This window comes from Rodentibacter myodis, assembly GCF_001999305.1.
GTDB classification, from domain to species: Bacteria; Pseudomonadota; Gammaproteobacteria; order Enterobacterales; family Pasteurellaceae; genus Rodentibacter; species Rodentibacter myodis.
In genome coordinates this window covers 27,948-54,215 of sequence record NZ_MLHQ01000021.1, presented here as the reverse complement: position 1 = coordinate 54,215, position 26,268 = coordinate 27,948, and the positions used below count along the sequence as shown (strand labels likewise).

The window sequence follows — 26,268 nt, the reverse complement described above, 5'->3', positions numbered from 1 at the left end:
ATATGGATCGTTATGCTGTGTGGGGCAATCCTATTGCGCAAAGTAAATCTCCGTTGATTCAAGGTAAATTTTCCGAACAAACCCAACAAAACATAGAATATGTGGCGAAATTAGGCGATCTTGACGACTTTGAGCAACAACTTGCCACATTTTTTGCGGAAGGCGGAAAGGGTTGCAATATTACCGCACCATTTAAAGAACGTGCTTATCAATTTGCCAATGAACGGAGTGAACGGGCAAAATTGGCACAAGCCTGCAATACCTTAAAAAAATTAGAAGACGGTAGATTGTATGCCGATAACACGGACGGCATTGGCTTAGTGACGGATTTAACACGTTTAAATTGGATAAAACCGAATCAACGTATTCTTATTTTAGGCGCAGGGGGGGCAACCAAAGGCGTGTTGTTACCACTTTTACAGGCGCAACAAAACATTGTATTGGCAAACCGCACTTTAGCCAAAGCCCAAACCCTCGCCGATAAATTTCAACCTTATGGCAAGATTTTGGCGGTGGCAATGGATGCCATTCCTCCCCAATCTTACGATCTCATCATTAATGCCACTTCCGCCGGATTAAGTGGCAACACTGCACCGATTTCAGCAGATATTCTTAAACTCGGCAAGGCTTTTTACGATATGCAATATGCCAAAGGGGCAGATACGCCATTTATCGCATTGTGTAAAAGTTTGGGATTGATGAAGGTCAGTGATGGTTTTGGAATGTTGGTGGCGCAGGCGGCACATTCTTTCCATTTATGGCGTGGCGTAATGCCCGATTTCAATGGGGTTTATGCCGAACTCAAAAAGGAAATGCGATGACAAGATGTGCGTGGGCAGGTGAATTGCCGATTTATATTGCTTATCACGATAATGAATGGGGCAAGCCTGAATTTGATAGCCAAAAATTGTTTGAAAAACTTTGTTTGGAAGGGCAACAGGCAGGGCTTTCTTGGATCACGGTATTGAAAAAACGCGAAGCATATCGCAAGACATTTCATCAATTCGATCCGAAAAAAGTGGCAAAAATGACCGCACTTGATATTGATGAATGTATGAAAAATGAGGGGCTGATTCGTCATCGGGCAAAATTGGAGGCTATTGTCAAAAATGCCAACGCGTTTTTGGCAATGGAAAAGTGCGGTGAAAATTTCAGTGATTTTATTTGGTCTTTTGTCAATCATCGCCCCATCATCAATGACATACCGGATTTGTCTGTTGTGCCGGCAAAAACGGAAATTTCCAAAGCAATGTCAAAAGCCTTGAAGAAACGGGGCTTTGTGTTTGTGGGGGAAACCACTTGTTATGCTTTTATGCAATCGATGGGATTAGTCAATGACCATATTAATGGTTGTTGTTGTAAATGATCTTCCAGTATAATCGCCCCAATTTTATCGCCGAAAGAACTGAATTATGAACAAAAAATATACATTAATTTCACTTTCTATTTTGACCGCACTTTATAGTCAAACCACTTTTGCGGACTTGCGTTCACAATGTTTGGTGGGCGTACCGCATTTTTCCGGCGAGGCGGTTTCCGGTAATCCGAATGATTTACCGGTTTATATTGAAGCGGACAGTGCGGAGATCAACCAACCGACAAGTGCAATTTACAAAGGCAATGCGGATTTGAAGCAAGGTAATCGCCATTTGATTGCCGATTCGGTGGAAGTGAGACAAACCGGCGAGGGCGCGGCACTACAACGGTTTGCTTATGTAAACGGCGGGTTTGATTATAAGGATAACCAAATCAATTTATTGGGGCAAAGTGCAGATTTTGATCTTGATTCCAAGGACGGTAATGTTACCGAAGCAGATTATCAATTAGTGGGGCGTCAAGGGCGTGGTAAGGCGCAGAATATTGTGTTGGGTAATGATACCCGCGTAATGAAAAATGCCACATTCACCTCTTGTTTGCCGGGCGATAAAGCGTGGGTGGTGGATGCGTCAGAAATAACCCAACACATTAAAGAAGAATATGCAGAAATGTGGCACGCCCGTTTTAAAGTGCTTGGTGTGCCGATTTTTTACACACCTTATTTGCAGTTGCCGATTGGCGATCGCCGCCGTTCCGGTTTGTTAATGCCGAGTGCGGGGAGTTCAAGCCGTGACGGTTATTGGTTTGCGCAACCGATTTATTGGAATATTGCCCCGAATTATGACGCAACAATCACACCAAAATATATGTCGCACCGCGGTTGGCAATTAAATGGTGAGTTTCGTTATTTAACACCTATTGGCGAGGGCAAAATCGCCGGTGAATATTTAGGAAAAGATCGTTACGATGAATATTACAGCGATAATCGTAAACGCCATTTATTCTATTGGAATCATAGTTCTTCGTTCTTGCAAAATTGGCGTTTAAACGTGGATTACACACGTGTGAGCGATAAGCGTTATTTCACGGATTTTACCTCTGATTATGGTAACAGTACGGACGGTTATGCCGATCAATTTGCGAGAATTGCCTACTATCAGCCAAACTACAATTTGGCGATTTCTGCCCGTCAGTTCCAAATTTTTGATGAAGTCCAAATCGGGCCTTACCGTGCCTTACCGCAAATTGATTTTAATTATTACAAAAATGATTTAGCCAACGGCCGGTTGGATTTCAAATTGTTTTCACAGGCAGTGCGTTTTGATAACGACAGCAGCCTAATGCCAAAAGCGTGGCGTTTTCACCTTGAACCGAGTTTGGCAAGTTCAATGTCAAATAAATACGGCAGCTTAAATATTGAAACCAAACTTTATGCCACCCGTTATCAGCAGAAAAAAGGCAGCGGAGCGGGTGCGGAAGAGGTTCAACGTACGGTAAACCGTGTGATTCCGCAGGTCAAAGTAGATTTACAAACGGTTTTGGCACGCAATACCACCTTCTTAAAAGACTATACGCAAACCTTTGAACCTCGTGTGCAATATTTGTATCGCCCGTATCGTGATCAAAGCAATATCGGTTCAAAATTAACCAATGACTACCTTGGCTTTGGTTATGATTCCGCACTGGTTCAACAAGATTATTACTCCTTATTCCGTGATCGCCGTTATAGCGGTTTAGACCGAATTGCCTCCGCCAATCAAGTGACCGTGGGGGGAACAACCCGTTTTTATGATCGAGATTCTGAGGAACGTTTTAATTTATCGGCAGGGCAAACCTATTATTTAACGGATTCCCGCATAGATAATAATCCGTCAAATAGTACCCAACGATCTTCTTCCTCTTGGGCGTTGGAATCTAACTGGAAACTCAATGATAATTGGAATTGGCACGGGAGTTATCAATACGATACCCAGTTGAAGAAAACTTCCTTGGCAAATACCGGTATTGAGTACAATCCGGAAAAAAGTAACCTTATTCAGCTCAATTATCGTTATGCCAGCCAAGCCTATATTGACCAAAATTTAGGTCGCTCACTCAATGCTTACAATCAGGATATTAAACAACTGGGTGTTGTCGCCGCGTGGGAAATGACGGATAACTGGGCAGTGGTTGGAAAATACTATCAAGATTTAGCCTTGAAAAAACCGGTAGAACAATATCTTGGCGTGCAGTACAACAGTTGTTGTTGGGCAGTGGGTGTCAGCGCAAGACGCTATGTCACCAGTCGCCAAAATCAAAGCCAAGATTCCGTAGTGTATGATCATAGCATTGGCGTAACCTTTGAACTTCGTGGTTTAGGCAATAATGATCACCAAAGCGGCATTCAGGAAATGCTTGAAAAAGGTAAATTGCCTTATATTAAAGCGTATAGTTTATAGCTAAATTTGGTGCGGTTGAAATAACAATATTTTTAATCGCACTTTTTATGCGCTTAATCTTTTTTATAGTGTTCAATATATTTTAACTAGATTTCCTAAGTCGTTGAATTTCAGTTTTTTTGTTAGTAAGATGTGAGCGCTTTATTTACTTGAGGAGCTTAATTTATGAAAAAAACACTTATTGCGGCCCTTGCGGTGAGTTCTTTACTACTCGTAGGTTGTGCAACGGAAGGTTCTCGTACCGTTCAAACTCAAACGGTTGAAAGCTATAATACGGTATATAGCGGTGTCAAAGCGCCAATTAGTGTTGGTAAATTTGATAACCGTTCCAGCTATAACAACGGTATTTTTGCAGATGGTCAGGATCAGTTGGGAGGACAGGCGAAAACGATTTTAGTCGCACATTTACAGCAAACAGGTCGTTTTAGCGTATTAGATCGTACAAATTTATCAGAAACGGCGGCAGAAGCGAAAATTAAAGGTAAAAAACAAACATTAAAAGGTGCAAATTATGTCATTACCGGTGATGTTACTGAATTTGGTCGTAAAGTTGTGGGAGACCATCAATTATTCGGTATCTTAGGCAAAGGCAAAGAGCAAATTGCTTATGCAAAAGTAACCTTAAATGTGGTGAATGCCCAAACTTCAGAAGTGGTTTATTCTGTACAAGGGGCCAGTGAGTATAGTCTTTCTAATCGTGAAGTGATTGGCTTTGGTGGCACTGCAGGATATGATTCCACTTTAAATGGTAAAGTGCTTGATCTTGCAATTCGTGAAGCTGTAAATAAGTTAGTTACGGGCGTGGAGTCTGGTTATTGGCAGCCAACTAAGTGATATAGAGGGAAAAAAATGAAGACGTATTATAAAGTGGGTGTTTTAGTTTCGGCATTACTTCTTGCGGCTTGTGGAAGTAACAATCAAATTTATAATTGGGGTAGCGGTGCTTATTCCAGCTCCGTGTATCAATCCTTAATTCAAGAAGGTGATCCGCAGGCTCAACTGACCGCATTGGAAGAAATGACGCAATCGACTAAAGGTAAAAAAGCCCCTCCGGGTTTATATGCTCAAATAGGATTGCTTTATAGTCAGCTAGGTGATACTTCAAAAGCGAAAGATGCCTTTGACATGGAAACACGGTTATTCCCTGAGTCTAAATCTTATATTCAATTTTTATTGACGAAAGGAATGAGAGGAGGGAAAAAATGATGAAAAAATTAATGGTGATTTCAGCCTTATTCGGTAGTTTGGTATTAACCGCGTGTTCATCGCCGCAACCCTATGATTACACGGCATTTAAAGAAAGTAAACCGCGCTCGATTTTAGTGATGATGCCGACGGATATGACTAATGAAGTGAAAGCAGCGCCGGCTGTGCTTGCTCAATCGGTTGTACCGCTTGCAGAAGCAGGATATTACGTTTTTCCTGTTGCTTTAGTAAACGAAACTTTTAAACGTAATGGTTTAACTCAGGCACAAGAGATCCAAAATGTTAAAGCATCGAAGTTACAAGAAATTTTCAATGCTGATGCAGGTCTTTATCTCAACGTAAAAGAATATGGTGTGAATTATCAAGTATTCAACAGCGTTACTAAAGTTGCTGTTGAAGGTAAATTAATTGATTTACGTAATGGGAAACTTTTATGGGAAGGCGAAGCGGAAGTTCAAGATGATGGTGGTCGTATTAATTCCAGCAATCCACTGATTGATTTGATCGCCGTTGCGGTGAAACAGGTTGTCAATCAAGTGTCTGATAACGGTTATAATGTATCGGCATTAGCAAATGCTAAATTACTTCAAACCGGTGTAAATAAAGGTTTGTTGTATGGACCTTATCATCCTAATTATGGTAAAGATCCACAAGTTAAGTAATGAAATGATGAAAAGCGACTTTATGGTCGCTTTTCACTTTAATAACAAGTTATGTACTTTCTGAATTAGAATAGTGCCAATTTTTTCAAAGAATGATATAAATGAAAAAACAAGCAATTTTGACCGCACTTTTTGGCGCGGTGGTTTTAACCGGTTGTGCGACAAAGCCCGATGGCGAACGCAATGATCCAATGGAAGGTTTCAATCGTACAATGTGGAATTTCAACTACAATGTGATGGATCGCTACGTGTTGGAGCCTGCGGCAAAAGGGTGGCGTGATTATGTGCCAACACCGGTAAGCAAAGGGCTTTCTAATGTGGCGAATAACCTAGATGAGCCGGTCAGTTTTGTAAACCGTATGATTGAAGGCGAACCGAAAAAGGCTTTCGTGCATTTCAACCGTTTTTGGATTAATACTGTATTTGGTATTGGTGGTTTGTTTGATTTCGCCAGTGCCAGTAAAGAACTTCAGGTTTATGATGAACGTGGGTTTGGTGAAACTTTAGGCAGTTATGGGGTTGATGCCGGGGCTTATATGGTATTACCAATTTACAATGCCACTACACCACGTCAATTAACCGGTGCCGTAGTAGATGCGGCTTATATGTATCCGTTTTGGAATTGGGTTGGCGGCCCTTGGTCGTTGGTGAAATATGGCGTTCAAACGGTGGATACCCGTGCAAGAAACTTGGATAATGCGGAATTATTGCGACAGGCCCAAGATCCTTACGTCACATTCCGTGAGGCTTATTTCCAAAATTTAGAATTTAAAGTGAACGATGGAAAAGCAAAAGAAGGTTCACAAAAAGAACTTTCCGATGATGTATTAAAAGAAATTGATTAATAAAAAATGCGATTGATTTTGACCGCACTTTTTGGCAAGAAAAGGAAATCATAATATGACAAAAATCATTCATACCGAAAAAGCACCTGCCGCAATCGGGCCTTATGTTCAGGCGGTGGATCTCGGAAATTTAGTGCTGACTTCAGGACAAATTCCGGTTAATCCGGCAACCGGTGATGTTCCCGCCGATATTGTGGCACAGGCACGTCAATCTTTAGAAAACGTAAAAGCAATTATTGAGCAAGCCGGATTGCAGGTTGCCGATATTGTGAAAACCACCGTTTTTGTGAAAGATCTCAATGATTTTGCCGCTGTGAATGCAGAATATGAACGTTTTTTTAAGGAAAACCATCATCCGAATTTTCCGGCTCGTTCTTGTGTTGAAGTGGCACGTTTGCCGAAAGATGTTGGCTTAGAAATTGAAGCCATTGCGGTTAGAAAATAAAGATAAAGTGCGGTTAAAATTTGCGGAATTTTTCAACAAAAGGCTTTACAAGCAACGGATTAGTCCCTATAATCCCGCACCTATTTACGCTTAGCGTAAGATTTCTGGTTGGTGCTTGACCTATTCAAGCCTCGTCCAAGACCGTAGGGGATGAATATCTTAATAATCCTACGTAGATGGTGTACAGAATAAGAATTTTTCTTGCTTCTGGGCACCGAAGTCGTCCTAGTCTTTCGATTAGGTAAATTAATTCCGAGAAATCGGAGTGTATTCAGGAGCTAAAAGCCAATGGCATTAAATCTTCAAGACAAACAAGCAATTGTTGCTGAAGTAAATGAAGCAGCCAAAGGTGCACTTTCAGCGGTTATCGCAGATTCTCGCGGTGTAACTGTTGATAAAATGACTGAATTACGTAAAGCAGCCCGTGAAGCCGGTGTAACAATGCGTGTAGTACGTAATACTTTATTACGTCGTGCGGTTGAAGGAACGGATTACGAATGCTTAACAGATACGTTTGTAGGTCCAACACTTATCGCCTTCTCTAACGAACACCCCGGTGCTGCGGCACGTTTGTTCAAAGAGTTTGCTAAAGCAAACGATAAGTTTGAAATTAAAGGTGCAGCCTTTGAAGGTAAAATCCAAGATGTTGAATTCTTGGCAACCTTACCAACTTACGAAGAAGCGATTGCACGTTTAATGGGCACAATGAAAGAAGCGGCGGCAGGCAAACTTGTTCGCACTTTTGCGGCATTACGCGACAAATTACAAGAAGCGGCTTAATTGTTAAGCGTTTCTTACTTCATTTAACTTTATTTACTTTAGGAATTGATTGTTATGTCATTAACTAACGAACAAATCATTGAAGCGATTGCTTCTAAATCTGTAACTGAAATTGTTGAATTAATCGCAGCAATGGAAGAAAAATTTGGTGTTTCAGCAGCGGCAGTAGCAGCAGCGCCGGCAGCAGGCGGTGCAGCAGCGGCAGCAGAAGAGAAAACTGAATTTGATGTAGTTCTTGCTGAAGCAGGTGCGAACAAAGTAGCGGTAATCAAAGCAGTACGTGGTGCAACAGGTTTAGGCTTAAAAGAAGCGAAAGACTTAGTTGAATCTGCACCGGCTAACTTGAAAGAAGGCGTTTCTAAAGAAGAAGCTGAAGCACTTAAGAAAGAACTAGAAGAAGCGGGTGCAAAAGTAGAAATCAAATAATTTTGATCTACTTATTGTCCTGTTCTTCAGGCTTAATGGCTGGTGGTTTACCATCAGCCATTTTGTGCTATCAAAAAAGCATAAAAAAATAGGTAATTATTTTCCGTTTAATAGTGCCTATTTCCACTTGAGTTAAAAATAGCAGTTTTAATTTGAGTAGCCCACTACAGAAGTAAGGTTCAGAGTGCGGTTTCTGAAAACGGTGTCCATACTTTGATGTAAGAAAATGTCATTAAAAATGACCGCACTTTTCTTGTATCAACTCAGTCTCACTAAAATTGATAGAGGAAAACCAACCAATGGGTCTCTCCTATTCTGAGAAAAAACGAATTCGTAAAGACTTCGGCAAACGTCCGCAAGTTTTAAATGTACCTTATTTATTAACTATTCAATTAGATTCGTTTGATAAATTTATTCAAAAAGATCCTGACGGTCAGCAAGGTTTAGAAGCGGCTTTCCGTTCAGTCTTTCCTATTGTTAGCAACAACGGCTATACCGAATTACAATATGTAGATTATCGTTTGGAAGAACCGGAATTTGATGTACGCGAGTGTCAAATTCGCGGTTCAACTTATGCGGCAGGCTTACGTGTTAAATTACGTTTAGTGAGCTACGATAAAGAATCTTCTTCACGCGCTGTTAAAGATATTAAAGAAAACGAAGTGTATATGGGGGAAATCCCATTAATGACAGATAACGGCACCTTTGTTATCAATGGTACTGAGCGTGTTATCGTTTCACAATTACATCGTAGCCCAGGCGTATTTTTTGACTCTGACAAGGGTAAAACCCATTCTTCCGGTAAAGTGCTTTATAACGCACGTATTATCCCTTACCGTGGTTCTTGGTTGGATTTTGAATTTGATCCAAAAGATAATTTATATGCCCGTATTGACCGTCGTCGTAAATTACCGGCAACCATTATCCTTCGTGCATTAGGTTACACCACTGAAGAAATTTTAAATTTATTCTTTGATAAGGTGACTTTTGAAATCGCCGATAATCAATTATTAATGACCCTCGTGCCGGATCGTTTTCGTGGAGAAACTGCGTCTTTTGATATTGAAGCAAACGGCAAAGTGTATGTTGAACGTGGTCGTCGTATTACTGCCCGTCACATCAAAGCATTAGAAAAAGATAAAGTAAGTCAAGTAGTGGTGCCTACTGAATACATTGTAGGTAAAGTGGCAGCGAAAGATTACGTGGATTTAGATTCCGGTGAACTTATTTGCCAAGCAAACGGTGAAATTTCTTTAGAAGTTTTAGCGAAATTGGCTCAAGCCGGCTATAACGTGGTTGAAACGTTATTTACTAACGATTTAGACTACGGTCCGTATATTTCTGAAACCTTACGTGTTGATCCGACTTACGACAAGATCAGTGCTTTATTCGAGATCTATCGAATGATGCGCCCGGGCGAACCACCAACACCGGAATCTTCAGAAGCCTTATTCAACAACCTATTCTTCTCAGTAGATCGTTATGATTTATCTGCGGTAGGCCGTATGAAATTTAACCGCTCTTTAAATATTTCTGAAGGTCAAGGTAGCGGTATTTTAAGCAATGAAGACATCATTTCTGTGATGCGTAAACTCATTGATATCCGTAACGGTCGCGGTGAAGTGGACGATATTGACCACTTAGGTAACCGTCGTATTCGTTCTGTAGGGGAAATGGCAGAAAATCAATTCCGTATTGGTTTAGTGCGTGTGGAAAGAGCAGTGAAAGAACGCTTATCTTTAGGCGATTTAGATGCGATTACCCCACAAGATTTAATTAACCCGAAACCAATTTCTGCGGCAGTAAAAGAATTCTTTGGTTCTTCACAACTTTCGCAATTTATGGACCAAAACAACCCGTTATCAGAAGTGACACATAAACGCCGTATTTCGGCATTAGGGCCGGGCGGTTTAACCCGTGAACGTGCAGGTTTTGAAGTGCGTGACGTACACAATACCCACTATGGTCGTTTGTGTCCGATTGAAACCCCTGAAGGCCCGAATATCGGTTTGATCAACTCCCTTTCAGCTTTTGCACGTACTAATGATTACGGTTTCTTAGAAACCCCATATCGTAAAGTGGTTGACGGTCAAGTAACCGAAGAAATCGAATATTTATCTGCGATTGATGAAGCCAACTACATCATTGCGCAGGCAAACTCAAACTTAGATGAAAACAATCGTTTTACCGATGCTTTTGTTACAGCTCGTGGTGAACGTGGTGAGTCCGGATTATATAAACCGGAAGATATTCACTACATGGACGTTTCAACCCAACAAGTGGTGTCTGTGGCGGCAGCGTTAATTCCATTCCTAGAACACGATGATGCGAACCGTGCATTGATGGGCGCGAATATGCAACGTCAGGCAGTTCCAACCTTGCGTGCGGATAAACCGTTGGTGGGTACCGGTATGGAAAAACCAATCGCTCTCGACTCCGGCGTGGCGGTTGTGGCAAAACGTGGTGGTACGGTTCAATACGTAGATGCTTCACGTATCGTGATCAAAGTAAATGAAGACGAAACCATTGCAGGCGAAGCAGGTATTGATATTTATAACTTGATCAAATACACCCGTTCTAACCAAAACACCTGTATCAACCAAATTCCTTGTGTGAATTTAGGCGATCCGATTAATCGTGGTGAAGTCTTGGCAGACGGCCCTTCAACCGATTTAGGTGAATTGGCATTGGGTCAAAATATCCGCGTGGCGTTTATGCCGTGGAATGGTTATAACTTTGAAGACTCAATGTTAGTGTCTGAACGTGTTGTTCAACAAGATCGCTTTACCACCATTCACATTCAAGAACTTTCTTGTGTGGCACGTGATACCAAATTAGGTTCGGAAGAAATTACGGCGGACATTCCAAACGTGGGTGAATCTGCATTAAGCAAATTGGATGAATCCGGTATTGTTTATGTGGGGGCAGAAGTGAAAGGTGGCGACATCTTAGTAGGTAAAGTGACACCGAAAGGTGAAACCCAACTTACACCGGAAGAAAAATTGTTACGTGCAATTTTCGGTGAAAAAGCCTCTGACGTAAAAGATTCTTCATTACGTGTGCCAAACAGCGTAACCGGTACGGTAATTGACGTACAAGTCTTTACCCGCGATGGCGTGGAAAAAGACAAACGTGCATTAGAAATTGAAGAAATGCAATTAAAAGAAGCGAAAAAAGACCTTTCTGATGAATTAGAAATCTTAGAAGCAGGCTTATTCGCGCGTGTGCGCAATCTTCTCATCTCCGGAGGCGTAGATGCCGCACAGTTAGATAAATTAAATCGCACCAAATGGTTAGAACAAACCATTGCCGATGAAGAGAAACAAAACCAATTAGAGCAACTTGCCGAGCAATACGAAGAACTTCGTAAAGAGTTTGAACATAAACTTGAAGTGAAACGTAAGAAGATCATCAAAGGTGATGATCTTGCACCGGGTGTGTTAAAAGTGGTGAAAGTTTATCTTGCGGTGAAACGTCAAATTCAACCGGGTGATAAAATGGCGGGTCGTCACGGTAACAAAGGTGTTATCTCAAAAATCAACCCTGTTGAAGATATGCCGTACGATGAAAATGGTCAGCCGGTCGAAATCGTGTTGAACCCGTTAGGTGTTCCATCCCGTATGAATATCGGTCAGATCCTTGAAACCCACTTAGGTTTAGCGGCGAAAGGTATTGGTGATCAAATCAATGCAATGCTCAAACAAAAACAAGAAGTGGAAAAATTACGCAACTATATCCAAAAAGCGTATGACTTGGGTAACGGTTCACAAAAAGTGGATTTAAGCACCTTCACTGATGAAGAAGTGTTGCGTTTAGCGGAAAATCTACGCAAAGGTTTACCGGTTGCCACACCGGTGTTTGACGGTGCGGACGAAGCGGAAATCAAAGAGCTATTAAAACTTGGCGGTTTACCGACTTCAGGTCAGATCACATTGTATGATGGTCGTACCGGTGAAAAATTTGAGCGTCCGGTAACCGTAGGTTATATGTATATGCTCAAATTGAACCACTTGGTTGATGACAAAATGCACGCACGTTCAACCGGTTCTTACAGCCTTGTTACGCAACAACCGTTGGGTGGTAAAGCACAATTCGGTGGTCAACGTTTCGGTGAGATGGAGGTATGGGCGTTGGAAGCATACGGCGCGGCTTACACCTTACAAGAAATGTTAACCGTGAAATCCGATGACGTGAACGGTCGTACGAAGATGTATAAAAACATCGTAAGCGGTAATCAGCATATGGATCCGGGTACACCGGAATCTTTCAATGTAATTATGAAAGAAATCCGCTCACTTGGTTTAAATATCGAGTTAGACGAAGAGTAATAAAGGTAGGGGAAAAGTTTTCCCTACCAAAGAAAATCGCCGAAGTGCGGTCAAAATTCAATGAGATTTTCAACCGCACTTTAAACCTTTAACTCCGACAGGAGAACATTTGTGAAAGACTTAGTTAAGTTTTTAAAAGCGCAATCAAAAACCAGTGAAGATTTTGATGTGATTAAAATTGGGTTAGCCTCACCGGATATGATTCGTTCGTGGTCATTTGGTGAAGTGAAGAAACCTGAAACCATTAACTACCGCACGTTCAAACCTGAGCGTGACGGTCTTTTCTGCGCACGTATTTTCGGGCCGGTAAAAGATTACGAATGTTTATGTGGTAAATATAAACGTTTAAAACACCGTGGTGTGATCTGTGAAAAATGTGGTGTTGAAGTGACCCAAACCAAAGTTCGCCGTGAACGTATGGGACACATTGAGCTGGCCTCTCCGGTAGCACATATTTGGTTCTTAAAATCACTTCCATCCCGTATCGGTTTATTGCTTGATATGCCATTACGCGATATTGAACGTGTACTTTACTTTGAAATGTATATCGTGACCGAACCGGGAATGACGGATTTGGAACGTGGTCAATTATTAACGGAAGAACAATACCTTGATGCGGAAGATCGTTGGCAAGATGAATTTGAAGCAAAAATGGGGGCGGAAGCCATTCAAGATCTCTTAAAAGGAATGGATCTTGAGGTGGAATGTGAAAGATTACGCGAAGAGTTGCAAGAAACCAATTCTGAAACCAAACGTAAGAAAATCACAAAACGCTTAAAATTATTGGAAGCCTTCTTACAATCCGGCAATAAACCGGAATGGATGGTTATGACCGTATTACCGGTACTTCCACCGGATTTACGCCCATTGGTACCGCTTGATGGCGGCCGCTTTGCGACTTCGGATTTGAACGATTTATATCGCCGAGTGATCAACCGTAATAACCGTTTAAAACGTTTGTTGGATTTAATTGCGCCGGACATTATCGTACGTAACGAAAAACGTATGTTACAAGAGTCTGTGGATGCGTTGTTGGATAATGGTCGCCGTGGTCGTGCGATTACCGGTTCTAACCGCCGTCCGTTGAAATCCCTTGCGGATATGATCAAAGGTAAACAAGGTCGTTTCCGTCAAAACTTACTGGGTAAACGTGTGGACTATTCCGGTCGTTCGGTAATCACCGTAGGGCCATACTTACATCTACATCAATGTGGTTTGCCTAAAAAAATGGCGTTGGAATTATTCCGTCCGTTTATCTATGCGAAATTAGAAAGTCGTGGTTATGCCACTACCATTAAAGCGGCGAAGAAAATGGTTGAGCGTGAAGACGCAATCGTATGGGATATCCTTGCGGAAGTCATTCGTGAACATCCAATTCTATTGAACCGTGCGCCAACACTTCACCGTTTGGGTATCCAAGCCTTTGAACCGATTTTGATTGAAGGTAAAGCGATTCAGTTACACCCACTTGTTTGTGCGGCGTTTAACGCAGACTTCGATGGTGACCAAATGGCGGTTCACGTACCATTAACCTTGGAAGCGCAATTAGAAGCACGTGCGTTGATGATGTCAACCAACAACGTTCTTTCGCCGGCAAATGGTGATCCGATCATTGTTCCGTCACAAGACGTGGTATTGGGTCTTTACTATATGACCCGTGAAAAAGTGAACGGCAAAGGCGAGGGAATGTTATTGCAAGATCCGCGTGAAGCGGAGAAAGCATATCGCACCGGTCAGGCTGAATTACATTCTCGTGTGAAAGTGCGTATTACCGAATATGTGAAAAATGAAGCAGGCGAATTTGATGCGAAAACCACACTCACCGATACCACAATCGGTCGTGCCATTTTGTGGATGATCGCACCACAAGGTATGCCATATTCATTGTTCAACCAAACATTAGGCAAAAAAGCCATTTCAAAACTGATTAACGAAGCCTATCGCCGTTTAGGTTTGAAAGAAGCGGTAATGTTTGCCGACCAAATTATGTACACCGGTTTTGCTTATGCGGCACGTTCAGGTTCATCCGTTGGTATTGATGATATGGTGATTCCTGAGAAGAAATATGAAATTATTTCTGCGGCAGAAGAAGAAGTGGCGGAAATTCAGGAGCAATTCCAATCCGGTCTTGTTACTGCGGGCGAACGTTACAACAAAGTGATCGATATTTGGGCGGCGGCGAATGAGCGCGTTGCAAAAGCGATGATGGAAAATCTTTCTACGGAAGAAGTGATCAACCGTGAAGGTAAACCTGAAAAACAAGCCTCATTTAACAGTATCTTTATGATGGCGGATTCCGGTGCGCGTGGTTCTGCGGCACAGATTCGTCAGTTGGCAGGTATGCGTGGCTTGATGGCACGTCCGGACGGTTCGATTATCGAAACGCCAATCACCGCGAACTTCCGTGAAGGTTTGAACGTATTACAATACTTTATTTCCACCCACGGTGCGCGTAAAGGTTTGGCGGATACCGCATTAAAAACAGCGAACTCCGGTTATTTGACTCGCCGTTTGGTGGACGTTGCACAAGACTTAGTGATCATTGAAGACGACTGTGGCACGCACGAAGGCTTGGTGATGACCCCATTAATTGAAGGGGGGGATGAAAAAGTGCCACTTCGCGAATTAGTGTTAGGTCGTGTCGCGGCGGAAGATATTTATAAACCGGGTACGGAAGAAGTTTTAATTGCACGTAACACATTGTTAGATGAAAAACTTTGTGATGTGTTAGATGAAAACTCTGTAGATAGCGTGAAAGTGCGTTCCGTTGTAACCTGTGATACCGATTTTGGTGTCTGTGCGAAATGTTACGGTCGCGACTTGGCACGTGGTCACCTGATCAACCAAGGTGAAGCCATCGGGGTTATCGCGGCACAATCAATCGGTGAGCCGGGTACACAGTTAACGATGCGTACGTTCCACATTGGTGGTGCGGCATCTGCGGCAGCCAAAGAATCAAGCGTACAAGTGAAAAATACCGGTACCTTACACTTAACCAATGCAAAATTCGTAACGAATGATGAAGGTAAATTAGTTTTAACTTCACGTAACACTGAATTAACCATCACCGATGCATTCGGTCGTACCAAAGAACACTATAAAGTGCCTTACGGTGCCGTGTTAAGTAAAGCAGATGGTCAAGAGGTAACAGCTGGCGAAACCGTGGCAAACTGGGATCCGCATACTATGCCGGTAGTCTCTGAAGTTGCCGGTTTTGTGAAATTCATTGATATTGTGGACGGTTTAACCGTAACGCGTCAAACCGATGAATTAACCGGTCTTTCATCCATTGTTGTACAAGACGTGGGTGAGCGTGCAACGGCAGGTAAAGATTTACGTCCAACCATCAAATTGGTGGATGCAAACGGTAACGACATTTTCTTACCTGAAACCGATGTGATCGCACAATACTTCTTACCGGGTAAAGCCATTGTTAGCTTAGATGACGGTGCCGCGGTAAAAGTTGGTGAACCATTGGCACGTATTCCACAAGAATCTGTGGGAACGAAAGATATTACCGGTGGTCTTCCACGCGTAGCGGATCTTTTTGAAGCACGTAAACCGAAAGAACCTGCCATTTTGGCAGAAATTTCCGGTGTAGTGTCATTCGGTAAAGAAACCAAAGGTAAACGCCGTTTACTTATCACGCCGGTAGAAGGTGAAGTGTACGAAGAAATGATTCCAAAATGGCGTCAGCTCAACGTATTTGAAGGTGAGATGGTACAACGTGGTGATGTGATCTCAGACGGTGCGGAAACCCCACACGATATTTTACGTTTACGTGGTGTTCGTGCCGTAACCGAATACATCGTAAATGAAGTGCAAGATGTTTACCGCTTACAAGGGGTAAAAATCAATGATAAGCACATCGAGGTTATCGTTCGCCAAATGTTGCGTAAAGCAATTATCACCAACGCTTATGACTCCGAATTCCTTGAAGGGGAACAAGTAGAAGTGGCGCGCGTGAAAATTGTCAACCGTAAACGTCAGGCGGAAGGCAAACCACCGGTTGAATTCGAGCGTGAATTATTGGGTATCACCAAAGCTTCCCTTGCAACCGAATCCTTCATTTCTGCGGCATCGTTCCAAGAAACAACCCGCGTGTTGACGGAAGCGGCAGTGGCAGGAAAACGTGATGAATTACGTGGTTTGAAAGAAAACGTGATCGTTGGTCGCTTAATTCCGGCGGGTACCGGTTTTGCTTATCACCAAAACCGCATTAAAAACCGCCAAAAAGCAGCGGAATTAGCCGTGGAAGCGATTGAAGAATCACCGGTTTCCTCTTTTGCAAGCGATGCGGATATTGAAGCGGAATTTGAATTTGTCGCTGACGATGCAACCCAAAGCCTTGCAGCATTATTAAATTCAGAAATGGAAGATTAATCCTCCAATATGAATAAACGAAAAGCCCCGAAAGGGGCTTTTTTGTTGGGTAATTTTAGATGAGCCAAGCCTAAAGTGCGATCAAAAAATTTGGTATTTTAATATAACGACATAATGAATAGTTCCTAATGAAAGGTAGACATAGACAGCGCTGACATCCTTAATATTAAAAAATTAAAGAGATTTTTGACCGCACTTTGTTTTTTGACAAAAATTTGAGACTTTTAGAAAAGTCGAATTTTTTTCTTTATGCTAGACTCGCAAAAATTTTTTAGTGCAAGGATAAAACAATGAATACAACCAAACCATTCCCTTTACCCACCGGTTATTTCGGTATTCCGCTTGGATTAGCGGCGTTATCTCTTGCCTGGTGGCACTTAGTGCATTTTTTCTCTTGGGCGCAAACTGTGAGCGACACATTAGGCATTATTGCTATTGCGATCTGGATAGTTTTTATCGCTATGTATGGCTATAAACTTCGCTATTATTTTCACGAAGTACTGGAAGAATACCGTTGCCCGATACGTTTTTCTTTTATTGCCCTAATCCCAATTACAACAATGTTGGTCGGTGATATTATTTTTCGTTGGTATCCCGTTATTGCCGAAGGAATGATTTGGCTTGGCACAATCGGGCAGTTATTATTTTCTTCCATAAGAATCAGCGAGCTTTGGAAAGGCGGTGTTTTTGAACAAAAATCTACCCGACCACCTTTTTATTTGCCTGCGGTTGCCGCGAATTTTACCAGCGCAAGTTCGCTTGCTTTACTCGGCTATCAAGATCTTGGTTACCTCTTTTTCGGCGCTGGCTTAATCGCGTGGATTATCTTTGAGCCGGTATTGCTCCAACACCTACGCATTTCATCTCTAGAACCGCCTTTCCGCGCTACAATGGGCATTATTCTCGCCCCGGCTTTTGTTGGCGCATCGGCGTATTTATCGGTGAATCACGGCGAAGTGGATACTTTCGCCAAAATCCTATGGGGCTATGGCTTTTTGCAAATGTTCTTTCTATTGAGAATTTTCCCTTGGATTATCGAAAAAGGCTTAAACATCGGTTTATGGGCATTCTCATTCGGATTAGCCTCAATGGCAAATAGTGCGGTTGCGTTTTACCATAATCAAGTGCTATCCGGCATTGCCATGTTTGCCTTTATTTTTTCTAATTTAATGATAGGATTGCTTGTGTTGATGACGTTGTGGAAGTTGGTGAAGGGGGAGTTTTTGTCTAGGTAGTGTTTTTTACTTTATTCTTACCAAGCAATCTAAAGTTTTATTGCATTATCAAATTCTGAGATAGAAGATTAATTTTGCAAAAGAGATAAAGAAAAGCCCCGAAAGTGTTTTTTTATATCTGTAATAAGGTAATATACAGAATACAGCAAAGTTAATTAAAGGAGATTATGTTATGGATAGTAAACAAATTGGAGCTTGGCTTATCCATCATACAAATAAGCTTAATTCAATAGAAAATAATTATTCATTAGAATATGATGATATACAAACCGCTGGAAAAGCAGGATTGTTATTATCATCTCTTTCTGCTAGTGAGGAACAGACCATATCTATCGACAATGCTCGAAAATTAGCCAGAATCGCAAATATAGGCAAATTAGAACTCGACTCCTTACTTAAAATATTAAAAGAATGTCAGTTGATAGATATAGATACATCATATAAAGAAATTGCAGTGCTGGGATTAACTAATCATTCTATATTACAACACACAACAGATATTTTCAGACGAGATGGAGAAAAAGAATTACAAGAAGCTGCCATTCAGTTAGCAGAAGATGTATCTATCTCCCCTAAATTAGAAAAAGAAATCTCACAGAAAATATCAGATCAATATCATTTGAGTGAGGCTCAAACAGAAAACTTATTTAAGGATTCAAAATCTTTTGGTTTTGTTGATTATGAACATATTGATAGCTCTAATAATCTGATATTTAATGGTAACTTGTTTAAACGAGATACAATTGAGAAGTCTACAAAAATTTTAAGTACTCTCAATGTAGAAGAGGCAGCTAAAATTAATGAGTTAAATAGTAAATTGGACACTTATGGATGTATTCATCATGATGAAGCTACTCAAATATTAGGAGATAAGTTATATGAAAAAGTTATTTCGATAGGATTATTTGATATTAGTTTTATATCTAATGAAAGTGGTAGAATTGGTTTTATAACTAAACCATCAGCATTTCAAAAATTTGGTAGTAATTCCATGCTTGATGATACTTTTGATTTAGCTAAGGCATTTATTAGTTCAATAACTTATGGTATGAAAAATAGCACTTATGCCCGTGGTAGAATTAATAATGTAGAAGCGTTATTGAAAAAATTAATAGGTGGAGGTACAGTTGGTCCGGTAGAGGCAATAGGACAGGATTATAAATTATTAGAGCTTAGAGGGGTTGTAAAAATAACACCTACTATTAATTATAATCAAGAGGTATTTTCTATGAAACTCTTGAAGAAAGAGATTGGTGAATTAGCATTAAATATATTAACAACAGGTTCAGCTAATGAATATTCATTAAATTTACCAAATATAACAGGTAGTATGAATAATTTTGAAGCTCCAGAACAACATCGTGTCACAACAAGAAAAAAACAAGTTGAATTGAATCCTCAAATTACGCACGATATATTGTTAAGTCTAAGAACAGGTGGTGTATAATGGCTTCAAATACAAAAAAACTCAATAAAGGAGCTCAGGCAGAAGAGTTATTGAGATTTTATTTTCTGAAAGCCGGATATTATGTTATTCGAAGTATACCGTACAGCTATGAGAATTTTGACATTACAGATATTGATTTATTTTTGTATGGTAGAGTTTCCGCTTTATCTAGAGAGAAAACCATTGTTGATATAAAAAATAAAAAAACACCTCAGGCGTTAGAGAGAATTTTTTGGGTAAAAGGCTTGCAAGCGGCATTAAAAATGGATCGTGCTGTTGTGGCAACAACTGATACTCGTCCTGCAGTTGTTAATTATGGTAAGGAACAAGGTGTTATCATAGTTGATGGACATCTACTAAAGAGACTTGAGAAGTTATCGTTAGAGTATAAATATAGATTAACGGATAATGAATTTCTAGATTTAATAGATGAGTACCCTTTCCAAAAAATTGATGGTGGGTGGAAAAATAGGATAATAAATTCTAAAAGGATGCTTATATTAGGGATGAACTTTGATCATATTAATTTTTGGATTGATAATGGATATTTTTTTGCAAGTCAGGTTATAGATAATCCAGATTATAAACAACATGCATTAAGATGCTTGTATTTAATGTGTTCATTTGTATTAATCGGAATTGATTTTCAAATGAAAGAAGTTTCGTCCATGGATTATTCAGAGAGAATAGATTTCATGAATGAAGGTTTTACGTATGGGGCGAAAGGTAGGAATGGTACCAATAATGCAGTAAGAAATATATTAACTCTGCTTAAGAGTGTGCCTCAAGGTGGGGGGCTAGCTAATCAATTACAACTTAGCTTAGATAAAGGATTTGAACAACTTAATTCTAATATTCTATCCGAATATTTTTCTAAAACAGAAATATCTAAATCATTATTTGATTTGGCTAGAGAATTTGAAGTTTTAGCAATGAATAAAGAGTTTATTCATCATAGTTCTCAACCTAATTTGGCTCTTAAGAGTGTTTTATTTTGTTTACTAGACTATTGGAAGATACAAAGATCCTTATTTGAAGAACTATCCGTATAAATAGATAAGAATATTTAACTTCTATATATGACAAATGGCAGGGTAAATCCTGCCATTTTTTACATCTTACTTAATTGTAATATCCCTCAAAACCCTCACCAACACCTCCCAATAAGTCTTCACTGCGGAGATCTGCACTTTTTCATCCGGTGAGTGGGCATTGCGGATGGTTGGGCCTAAAGACACCATATCAATATGCGGATAATGTTCTTTTAACAAACCACATTCAAGACCTGCGTGGATCACTTTGATTTCAGGGTCTTTGCCTAATACTTCGGCATAATGTTTTTTCGTTAGGTTGAGAATGGCGGAATCGTTCACCGGTTTCCAGCCCGGGTAAGGGGCGGAGAATTCGGTTTTCGCACCGGCTAAGGTGGCAACGGAGCTTAATAGTTCGGTTACATAAGCCTTACCGCTTTCAATTAGTGAACGCACTAAAATCGTGCCTTTTACTTTATCACCTTCGGTTTTCAACACACCGATACTGAGCGAGCTTTCCACTACATTTTTAATCACATCACTGTTACGAATCACACCGTTTGGTAGGGCATTGAGCAAGTGAATGACGGTTTTTGTGCTTTGTGCGGTAAATACGGTTTCGGCTTTGGCAGTCGGTTCAACAAAAAGAGTTAAATTCGGTTCGGCAATCGCCAATTCTTCTTTTAGTAAAACATCAAGATTTTTGACCGCACTTTCAAGGGCATTAGGATCACCATTGAATGCCAGCACAGCCGCCGCTTCACGGGGAATTGCATTACGAATTGAACCACCATGAATTTCCGCTAAAGCAAAGTGCGGTTGATTTTGCGAAAGTTTTGCCAACACACGGGCAAGCAACTTAATTGCATTCATTCTGCCGGTATGAATATCACAACCGGAATGCCCACCACGCAAGCCCTTTAAGGTGAGTTGAAGGCAATGCTCGAAAGCATTATTTTCTCGTTCTATAGGTAATTCCAAATTGGCATTAATGCCGCCGGCACAACCGATATAAATTTCACCGATTTCCTCCGTATCCGTATTAATGAGAATTTCAGATTGCAGCCAGTTGTGGCGAAGATTCAATGCCCCATCCATTCCTGTTTCTTCCGTCATCGTGAGCAACACTTCCAACGGCGGATGTGCCACATCATTGCTTTCCAGCACGGCAAGGGTGGAAGCCAAACCAATACCGTTATCCGCCCCTAGGGTTGTGCCTTGTGCTTTCACCCAATCGCCATCAATATAAGGTCGAATCGGATCTTTGGTGAAATCGTGGGGATTGCCCTCATTGGCTTGCGGCACCATATCCAAATGCGCTTGCAGTGCCACAGGCGTGCGGTTTTCCATTCCTGCCGTTGCAGGTTTGCGAATTAACACGTTGCCGGCTTCATCACGTTCCACAAAAAATTGTTTTTCTTTCGCCCAATTTACAATGAAATTTGCCAATTCTTCTTCATAGTGAGAAGGATGAGGGATAGCACAAATTTGATCGAACCATTTCCATAATAATTGTGGTTGTAGTGTTTTTATTTCAGACATATTTGTTCCTTTTTACGAAAAATTTCACGAAATCATAGCATAAAACCCTGTTTCAGGTTATCCTTACGCATTTTTTATTTATCGACAAATTTTAAGGTTTAACTATGAGCGAAAAATATGTGGTGACTTGGGATATGTTCCAAATGCACGCCCGCAAATTATCAGAACGTTTACTCCCAGCCTCTCAATGGAAAGGCATTATTGCGGTGAGCCGCGGCGGTTTATTTCCGGCAGCGGTGTTGGCACGTGAATTAAGCATTCGCCACGTAGAAACCGTTTGTATCGCCAGTTATCACGATCACACAAGCCAAGGCGAACTCCAAGTTTTACACGCCGCAGATGTGCCAAATGGCGGTGAAGGGTTTATCGTAGTGGATGATTTGGTGGATACCGGCAACACCGCGCGTGCCATTCGTGAAATGTACCCGAAAGCAAAATTTGTCACCGTTTTCGCCAAACCGGCAGGGGCAGAATTGGTGGATGATTATGTGATTGATATTCCACAAAATACCTGGATTGAACAACCTTGGGATTTAGGCTTAGTGTTTGTTCCCCCTCTTGCGAGAAAATAATTTAAATCATAATGCATAATGAAAAAGAAAAGTGCGGTTAAATTTAACCGCATTTTTTGTTTGATTGAGCCACAGAAAAAATACGATTAAAATAGACCGCACTTTAGCCTTTAAACTGTAAGGATTCCAATGACCCAGCCCCGTTTTGTTCATCTTCGCACACACAGTGATTTTTCTATGATTGATGGGATCGCCAAGGTAAAACCGCTGGTGAAAGCCTGTGCGGAAAATAATATGGTGGCAATGGCGTTGACGGATTTCACCAACTTTTGTGGCGTGGTGCGGTTTTATGGTGAAACCCTTTCTTCCGGTATTAAACCGATTATCGGCGCAGATGTACGGGTGCGAAGTGAGTTGTGCGGTGATGAATTATTTGAACTGACCTTACTGGCAAAAAATAACACAGGTTATAAAAACATCACCTTGTTGCTATCAAAAGCCTATCAACGCGGTTATGAAGATTTGCCTTATATTGATCAAGATTGGCTGGTGGAACATCGTGAAGGGGTGATTATTTTATCGGGCGGTACAAAAGGCGATGTGGGGAAAAAATTGTTGAAAGAAAATACCGCCGAAACGGAAAGTGCGGTCAAATTTTATCAAGAATTTTTTCCCGATCATTTTTACCTTGCCTTAACACGCACCGGCAAACCGGACGAAGAACGTTATATTAAAGCCGCCTGTGAACTTGCGGAAGAAAAAGGGTTGCCCTTGGTGGCGACCAATGATGTGGTGTTTTTAAAAGCAGATGATGCGGAAGCCCACGAAATCCGCGTAGCAATTCACGATGGCTATACGCTGGACGATCCCAAACGCCCAAAACTTTATACGGCACAACAATATTTTCGCAGCGAAGAAGAAATGTGTGCCTTGTTTGCAGATATTCCTTCCGCCCTTGAAAATACCTTATTGATTGCGCAACGTTGTAGCGTCACATTACGCCTCGGGCAATATTTCCTGCCTCAATTTCCAACGGGCGAACTCAGCACGGAAGATTATTTGGTCAAAAAAGCCAAAGAAGGTTTGGAAGAACGTTTGGCGTTTTTATTTCCCGATGAAAAAGTACGGGCGGAAAGACGTGGTGAATATGATGAACGTTTGCAAGTCGAATTGGATGTGATTAACCAAATGGGTTTCCCCGGTTACTTTTTGATCGTAATGGAGTTTATTCAGTGGTCGAAAGATAACGATATTCCTGTCGGCCCGGGTCGGGGTTCCGGTGCGGGATCGCTTGTGGCATACGCATTGAAAATTACTGATCTCGATCCGTTGGAATTTGACCTACTTTTTGAACGTTTCTTAAATCCGGAAAGGGTGTCGATGCCCGATTTTGATGTGGATTTCTGTATGGATGGGCGTGACCGCGTGATTGAACACGTGGCGGAAACCTACGGACGGGGTGCGGTGTCGCAAATTATTACCTTCGGTACAATGGCGGCGAAAGCGGTAATTCGGGATGTGGGTCGGGTACTCGGACATCCTTACGGCTTTGTGGATCGCATTTCAAAATTAGTGCCACCCGATCCGGGAATGACCCTTGCCAAAGCCTTTGAAGTCGAGCCGCAACTGCAAGCCGCCTACGACAGTGATGAAGAAGTGCAAGCGTTAATTGATATGGCTCGCAAATTGGAAGGGGTAACGCGTAACGCCGGTAAACACGCCGGCGGCGTGGTGATTTCGCCCACCCTGATTACGGATTTTGCCCCTCTTTATTGCGACAGCGAAGGGCTGCACCCCGTTACCCACTTTGATAAAAATGATGTGGAATATGCCGGCTTGGTAAAATTCGACTTCTTAGGGCTACGTACCCTCACTATCATTAAATGGGCATTGGATATGATCAATGCCCGTACGGAACGTGAGGGCAAACCAGCGGTGGATATTGCCTCCATTCCCTTAGACGATCAAGCCTCTTTCGATTTATTAAAACGATCCGAAACCACTGCGGTGTTCCAGTTGGAATCCCGAGGAATGAAAGATTTGATCAAACGCCTCCAGCCGGACTGTTTTGAAGATATTATCGCGTTAGTGGCGTTGTTCCGCCCGGGGCCGTTGCAATCCGGTATGGTGGATAACTTTATCGACCGTAAACACGGACGGGAGGAAGTCTCTTACCCCGATGCCAACTATCAACACGAAAGCCTTAAACCGATTTTAGAGCCGACTTACGGCATTATTTTGTATCAAGAACAGGTAATGCAAATTGCACAGGTGTTGGCAGGCTACACCTTGGGTGGGGCGGATTTGCTACGCCGTGCAATGGGTAAGAAAAAACCGGAAGAAATGGCAAAACAACGTTCCGTCTTTGAACAAGGGGCGGTGAAAAACGGTGTGGATGGCGAACTTTCGATGAAGATTTTCGACTTGGTAGAAAAATTCGCCGGCTATGGTTTTAATAAATCCCACTCCGCCGCTTATGCCTTGGTGTCATACCAAACTTTGTGGCTGAAAACCCACTTTCCGGCAGAATTTATGGCGGCGGTGATGACCTCGGAAATGGACAACACCGACAAAATTGTCGGCTTGTACGATGAATGTTTGCGTATGGGGTTGAAGGTTACGCCGCCGGATATTAATGTGGGAAAACATCATTTCAGTGTGAATGAAAACGGCGAGATCGTTTATGGCATTGGGGCAATTAAAGGCGTGGGCGAAGGCCCGATTGAAGCCTTGGTCAAAGCACGTAATGAAGGCGGATTTTTTAAAGATTTATTTGATTTATGCGCCCGTGTGGATCTGAAAAAAATCAACCGCCGAACCTTTGAAAGTCTAATTATGTCGGGCGCTTTTGATAAACTCGGGCCACACCGTGCCGCCCTTGCGAAGAATTTGGAAGATGCCCTTAAAGCCTCAGATCAACACGCCAAAGACGAAGCAATGGGGCAGGCGGATATGTTCGGCGTGCTGACGGAAACCCACGAAGAAGTGGAAAACGCTTATGCCAACACACCACCTTATACGGAAAAACAAATTTTGGACGGTGAACGGGAAACCTTAGGGCTTTATTTAAGCAGTCATCCGGTGAGCCGTTATTTGAAAGAGCTTTCCCATTACAGTTCAACCCGCTTGAAAGAACTCACGCCAAATCGCCGTGGGCAAATCAGTACTGCCGCAGGGCTGATTGTGGCATCACGCATAGCCATCACCAAAAAAGGTAACCGGTTGGGGATTGCCACCTTGGACGATCGCTCCGGACGGTTGGATATTACATTATTCGGTGAAAGTTTGGAGCAATTTGGCGAAAAATTGCAGAAAGATACCGTTGTCGTGGTTTCCGGACAAGTCAGTGCCGATGATTTTTCCGGCGGTTTAAAAATGACCGTGCGGGATATGATGACCTTAGATGAGGCTCGTTCACGCTATGCCAAATCCCTTGCAATTAGCCTTTCGGACGAACAAATCACCCCGAGATTTATCAAGCAATTAAAAGAAATGCTCACACCGGTGAGTGGCGGCACATTACCGATTAACCTGTATTATCAAAGCCCGAAAGGCAGAGCGTTATTGCGACTGGGGATTCAATGGTCGATTACCGCAACGGACGAAATTCTCACCGACTTAGTGAATTTTCTCGGCGAAAGTGCGGTTGAATTGGAATTCGGATAATTTAA

General features: G+C 41.8%; 18 protein-coding genes. 17 read left to right on the top strand and 1 reads right to left on the bottom strand.

What is annotated here, in order from left to right; translation table 11 throughout:
* The first annotated feature begins 2 nt into the window (after window positions 1–2).
* The 15 genes from aroE to BKL49_RS08220 all read left to right on the top strand — a co-directional run bounded on the left by aroE (window position 3) and on the right by BKL49_RS08220 (window position 20,564).
* Window positions 3–821: a shikimate dehydrogenase gene (gene aroE / locus BKL49_RS08290; protein WP_077424401.1), complete on the top strand. Its 819-nt coding sequence runs from the start codon at window positions 3–5 to the stop codon at window positions 819–821.
* Window positions 818–1,366, top strand: coding sequence for a DNA-3-methyladenine glycosylase I (locus BKL49_RS08285; protein WP_077424399.1), 549 nt, complete (start codon window positions 818–820; stop codon window positions 1,364–1,366). Before aroE ends, BKL49_RS08285 begins: the two co-directional genes overlap by 4 nt.
* A gap of 46 nt (window positions 1,367–1,412) precedes the next feature.
* Window positions 1,413–3,755, top strand: a complete 2,343-nt coding sequence (gene lptD, locus BKL49_RS08280; protein ID WP_077424397.1) for an LPS assembly protein LptD — start codon at window positions 1,413–1,415, stop codon at window positions 3,753–3,755.
* 165 nt (window positions 3,756–3,920) lie between these two features.
* Complete coding sequence (locus BKL49_RS08275; protein ID WP_077424395.1) at window positions 3,921–4,589, top strand: CsgG/HfaB family protein; 669 nt, start codon at window positions 3,921–3,923, stop codon at window positions 4,587–4,589.
* 15 nt (window positions 4,590–4,604) lie between these two features.
* Complete coding sequence (locus tag BKL49_RS08270) at window positions 4,605–4,961, top strand: DUF4810 domain-containing protein (RefSeq protein WP_077424393.1); 357 nt, start codon at window positions 4,605–4,607, stop codon at window positions 4,959–4,961.
* Window positions 4,961–5,623 carry a DUF799 domain-containing protein gene (locus BKL49_RS08265; protein ID WP_077424425.1) on the top strand — a complete coding sequence of 221 codons (663 nt, stop codon included), beginning with the start codon at window positions 4,961–4,963 and terminating at the stop codon, window positions 5,621–5,623. The genes BKL49_RS08270 and BKL49_RS08265 overlap by 1 nt, the downstream gene beginning before the upstream one ends.
* A 101-nt stretch (window positions 5,624–5,724) precedes the next feature.
* Window positions 5,725–6,468, top strand: coding sequence for an MlaA family lipoprotein (locus tag BKL49_RS08260; RefSeq protein WP_077424391.1), 744 nt, complete (start codon window positions 5,725–5,727; stop codon window positions 6,466–6,468).
* Between the two features lie 55 nt (window positions 6,469–6,523).
* The gene (locus BKL49_RS08255; protein ID WP_077424389.1) at window positions 6,524–6,913 is read left to right on the top strand and encodes a RidA family protein; all 390 of its coding nucleotides are present in this window, start codon (window positions 6,524–6,526) and stop codon (window positions 6,911–6,913) included.
* A 288-nt stretch (window positions 6,914–7,201) separates the two neighbouring features.
* Window positions 7,202–7,693: a 50S ribosomal protein L10 gene (gene rplJ / locus BKL49_RS08250; protein ID WP_077424387.1), complete on the top strand. Its 492-nt coding sequence runs from the start codon at window positions 7,202–7,204 to the stop codon at window positions 7,691–7,693.
* Between the two features lie 54 nt (window positions 7,694–7,747).
* The gene (gene rplL, locus BKL49_RS08245; RefSeq protein WP_005697375.1) at window positions 7,748–8,119 is read left to right on the top strand and encodes a 50S ribosomal protein L7/L12; all 372 of its coding nucleotides are present in this window, start codon (window positions 7,748–7,750) and stop codon (window positions 8,117–8,119) included.
* Between the two features lie 299 nt (window positions 8,120–8,418).
* Window positions 8,419–12,447, top strand: coding sequence for a DNA-directed RNA polymerase subunit beta (gene rpoB / locus BKL49_RS08240; protein WP_077424385.1), 4,029 nt, complete (start codon window positions 8,419–8,421; stop codon window positions 12,445–12,447).
* 111 nt (window positions 12,448–12,558) lie between these two features.
* On the top strand, window positions 12,559–16,830 hold the full coding sequence (gene rpoC, locus BKL49_RS08235; protein WP_077424383.1) for a DNA-directed RNA polymerase subunit beta': 4,272 nt from the start codon (window positions 12,559–12,561) through the stop codon (window positions 16,828–16,830).
* A 290-nt stretch (window positions 16,831–17,120) separates the two neighbouring features.
* Window positions 17,121–18,065: a dicarboxylate transporter/tellurite-resistance protein TehA gene (gene tehA / locus BKL49_RS08230; RefSeq protein WP_077424381.1), complete on the top strand. Its 945-nt coding sequence runs from the start codon at window positions 17,121–17,123 to the stop codon at window positions 18,063–18,065.
* A 172-nt stretch (window positions 18,066–18,237) separates the two neighbouring features.
* Window positions 18,238–19,512, top strand: a complete 1,275-nt coding sequence (locus BKL49_RS08225; protein WP_077424378.1) for a hypothetical protein — start codon at window positions 18,238–18,240, stop codon at window positions 19,510–19,512.
* The gene (locus tag BKL49_RS08220) at window positions 19,512–20,564 is read left to right on the top strand and encodes a hypothetical protein (RefSeq protein WP_077424376.1); all 1,053 of its coding nucleotides are present in this window, start codon (window positions 19,512–19,514) and stop codon (window positions 20,562–20,564) included. Before BKL49_RS08225 ends, BKL49_RS08220 begins: the two co-directional genes overlap by 1 nt.
* Before the next feature lie 66 nt (window positions 20,565–20,630).
* On the opposite strand, the gene pepD is transcribed toward BKL49_RS08220, so the two are convergent.
* A complete protein-coding gene (pepD, locus tag BKL49_RS08215; RefSeq protein ID WP_077424374.1) occupies window positions 20,631–22,085 on the bottom strand; it encodes an aminoacyl-histidine dipeptidase in 1,455 nt (484 codons plus the stop codon).
* Window positions 22,086–22,189: 104 nt separating this feature from the next.
* On the opposite strand from pepD, the gene gpt reads away from it, so the two are divergent.
* Complete coding sequence (gene gpt / locus BKL49_RS08210) at window positions 22,190–22,657, top strand: xanthine phosphoribosyltransferase (protein ID WP_077424372.1); 468 nt, start codon at window positions 22,190–22,192, stop codon at window positions 22,655–22,657.
* A gap of 129 nt (window positions 22,658–22,786) precedes the next feature.
* A complete protein-coding gene (gene dnaE, locus BKL49_RS08205) occupies window positions 22,787–26,263 on the top strand; it encodes a DNA polymerase III subunit alpha (RefSeq protein WP_077424370.1) in 3,477 nt (1,158 codons plus the stop codon).
* Window positions 26,264–26,268: the final 5 nt, after the last annotated feature.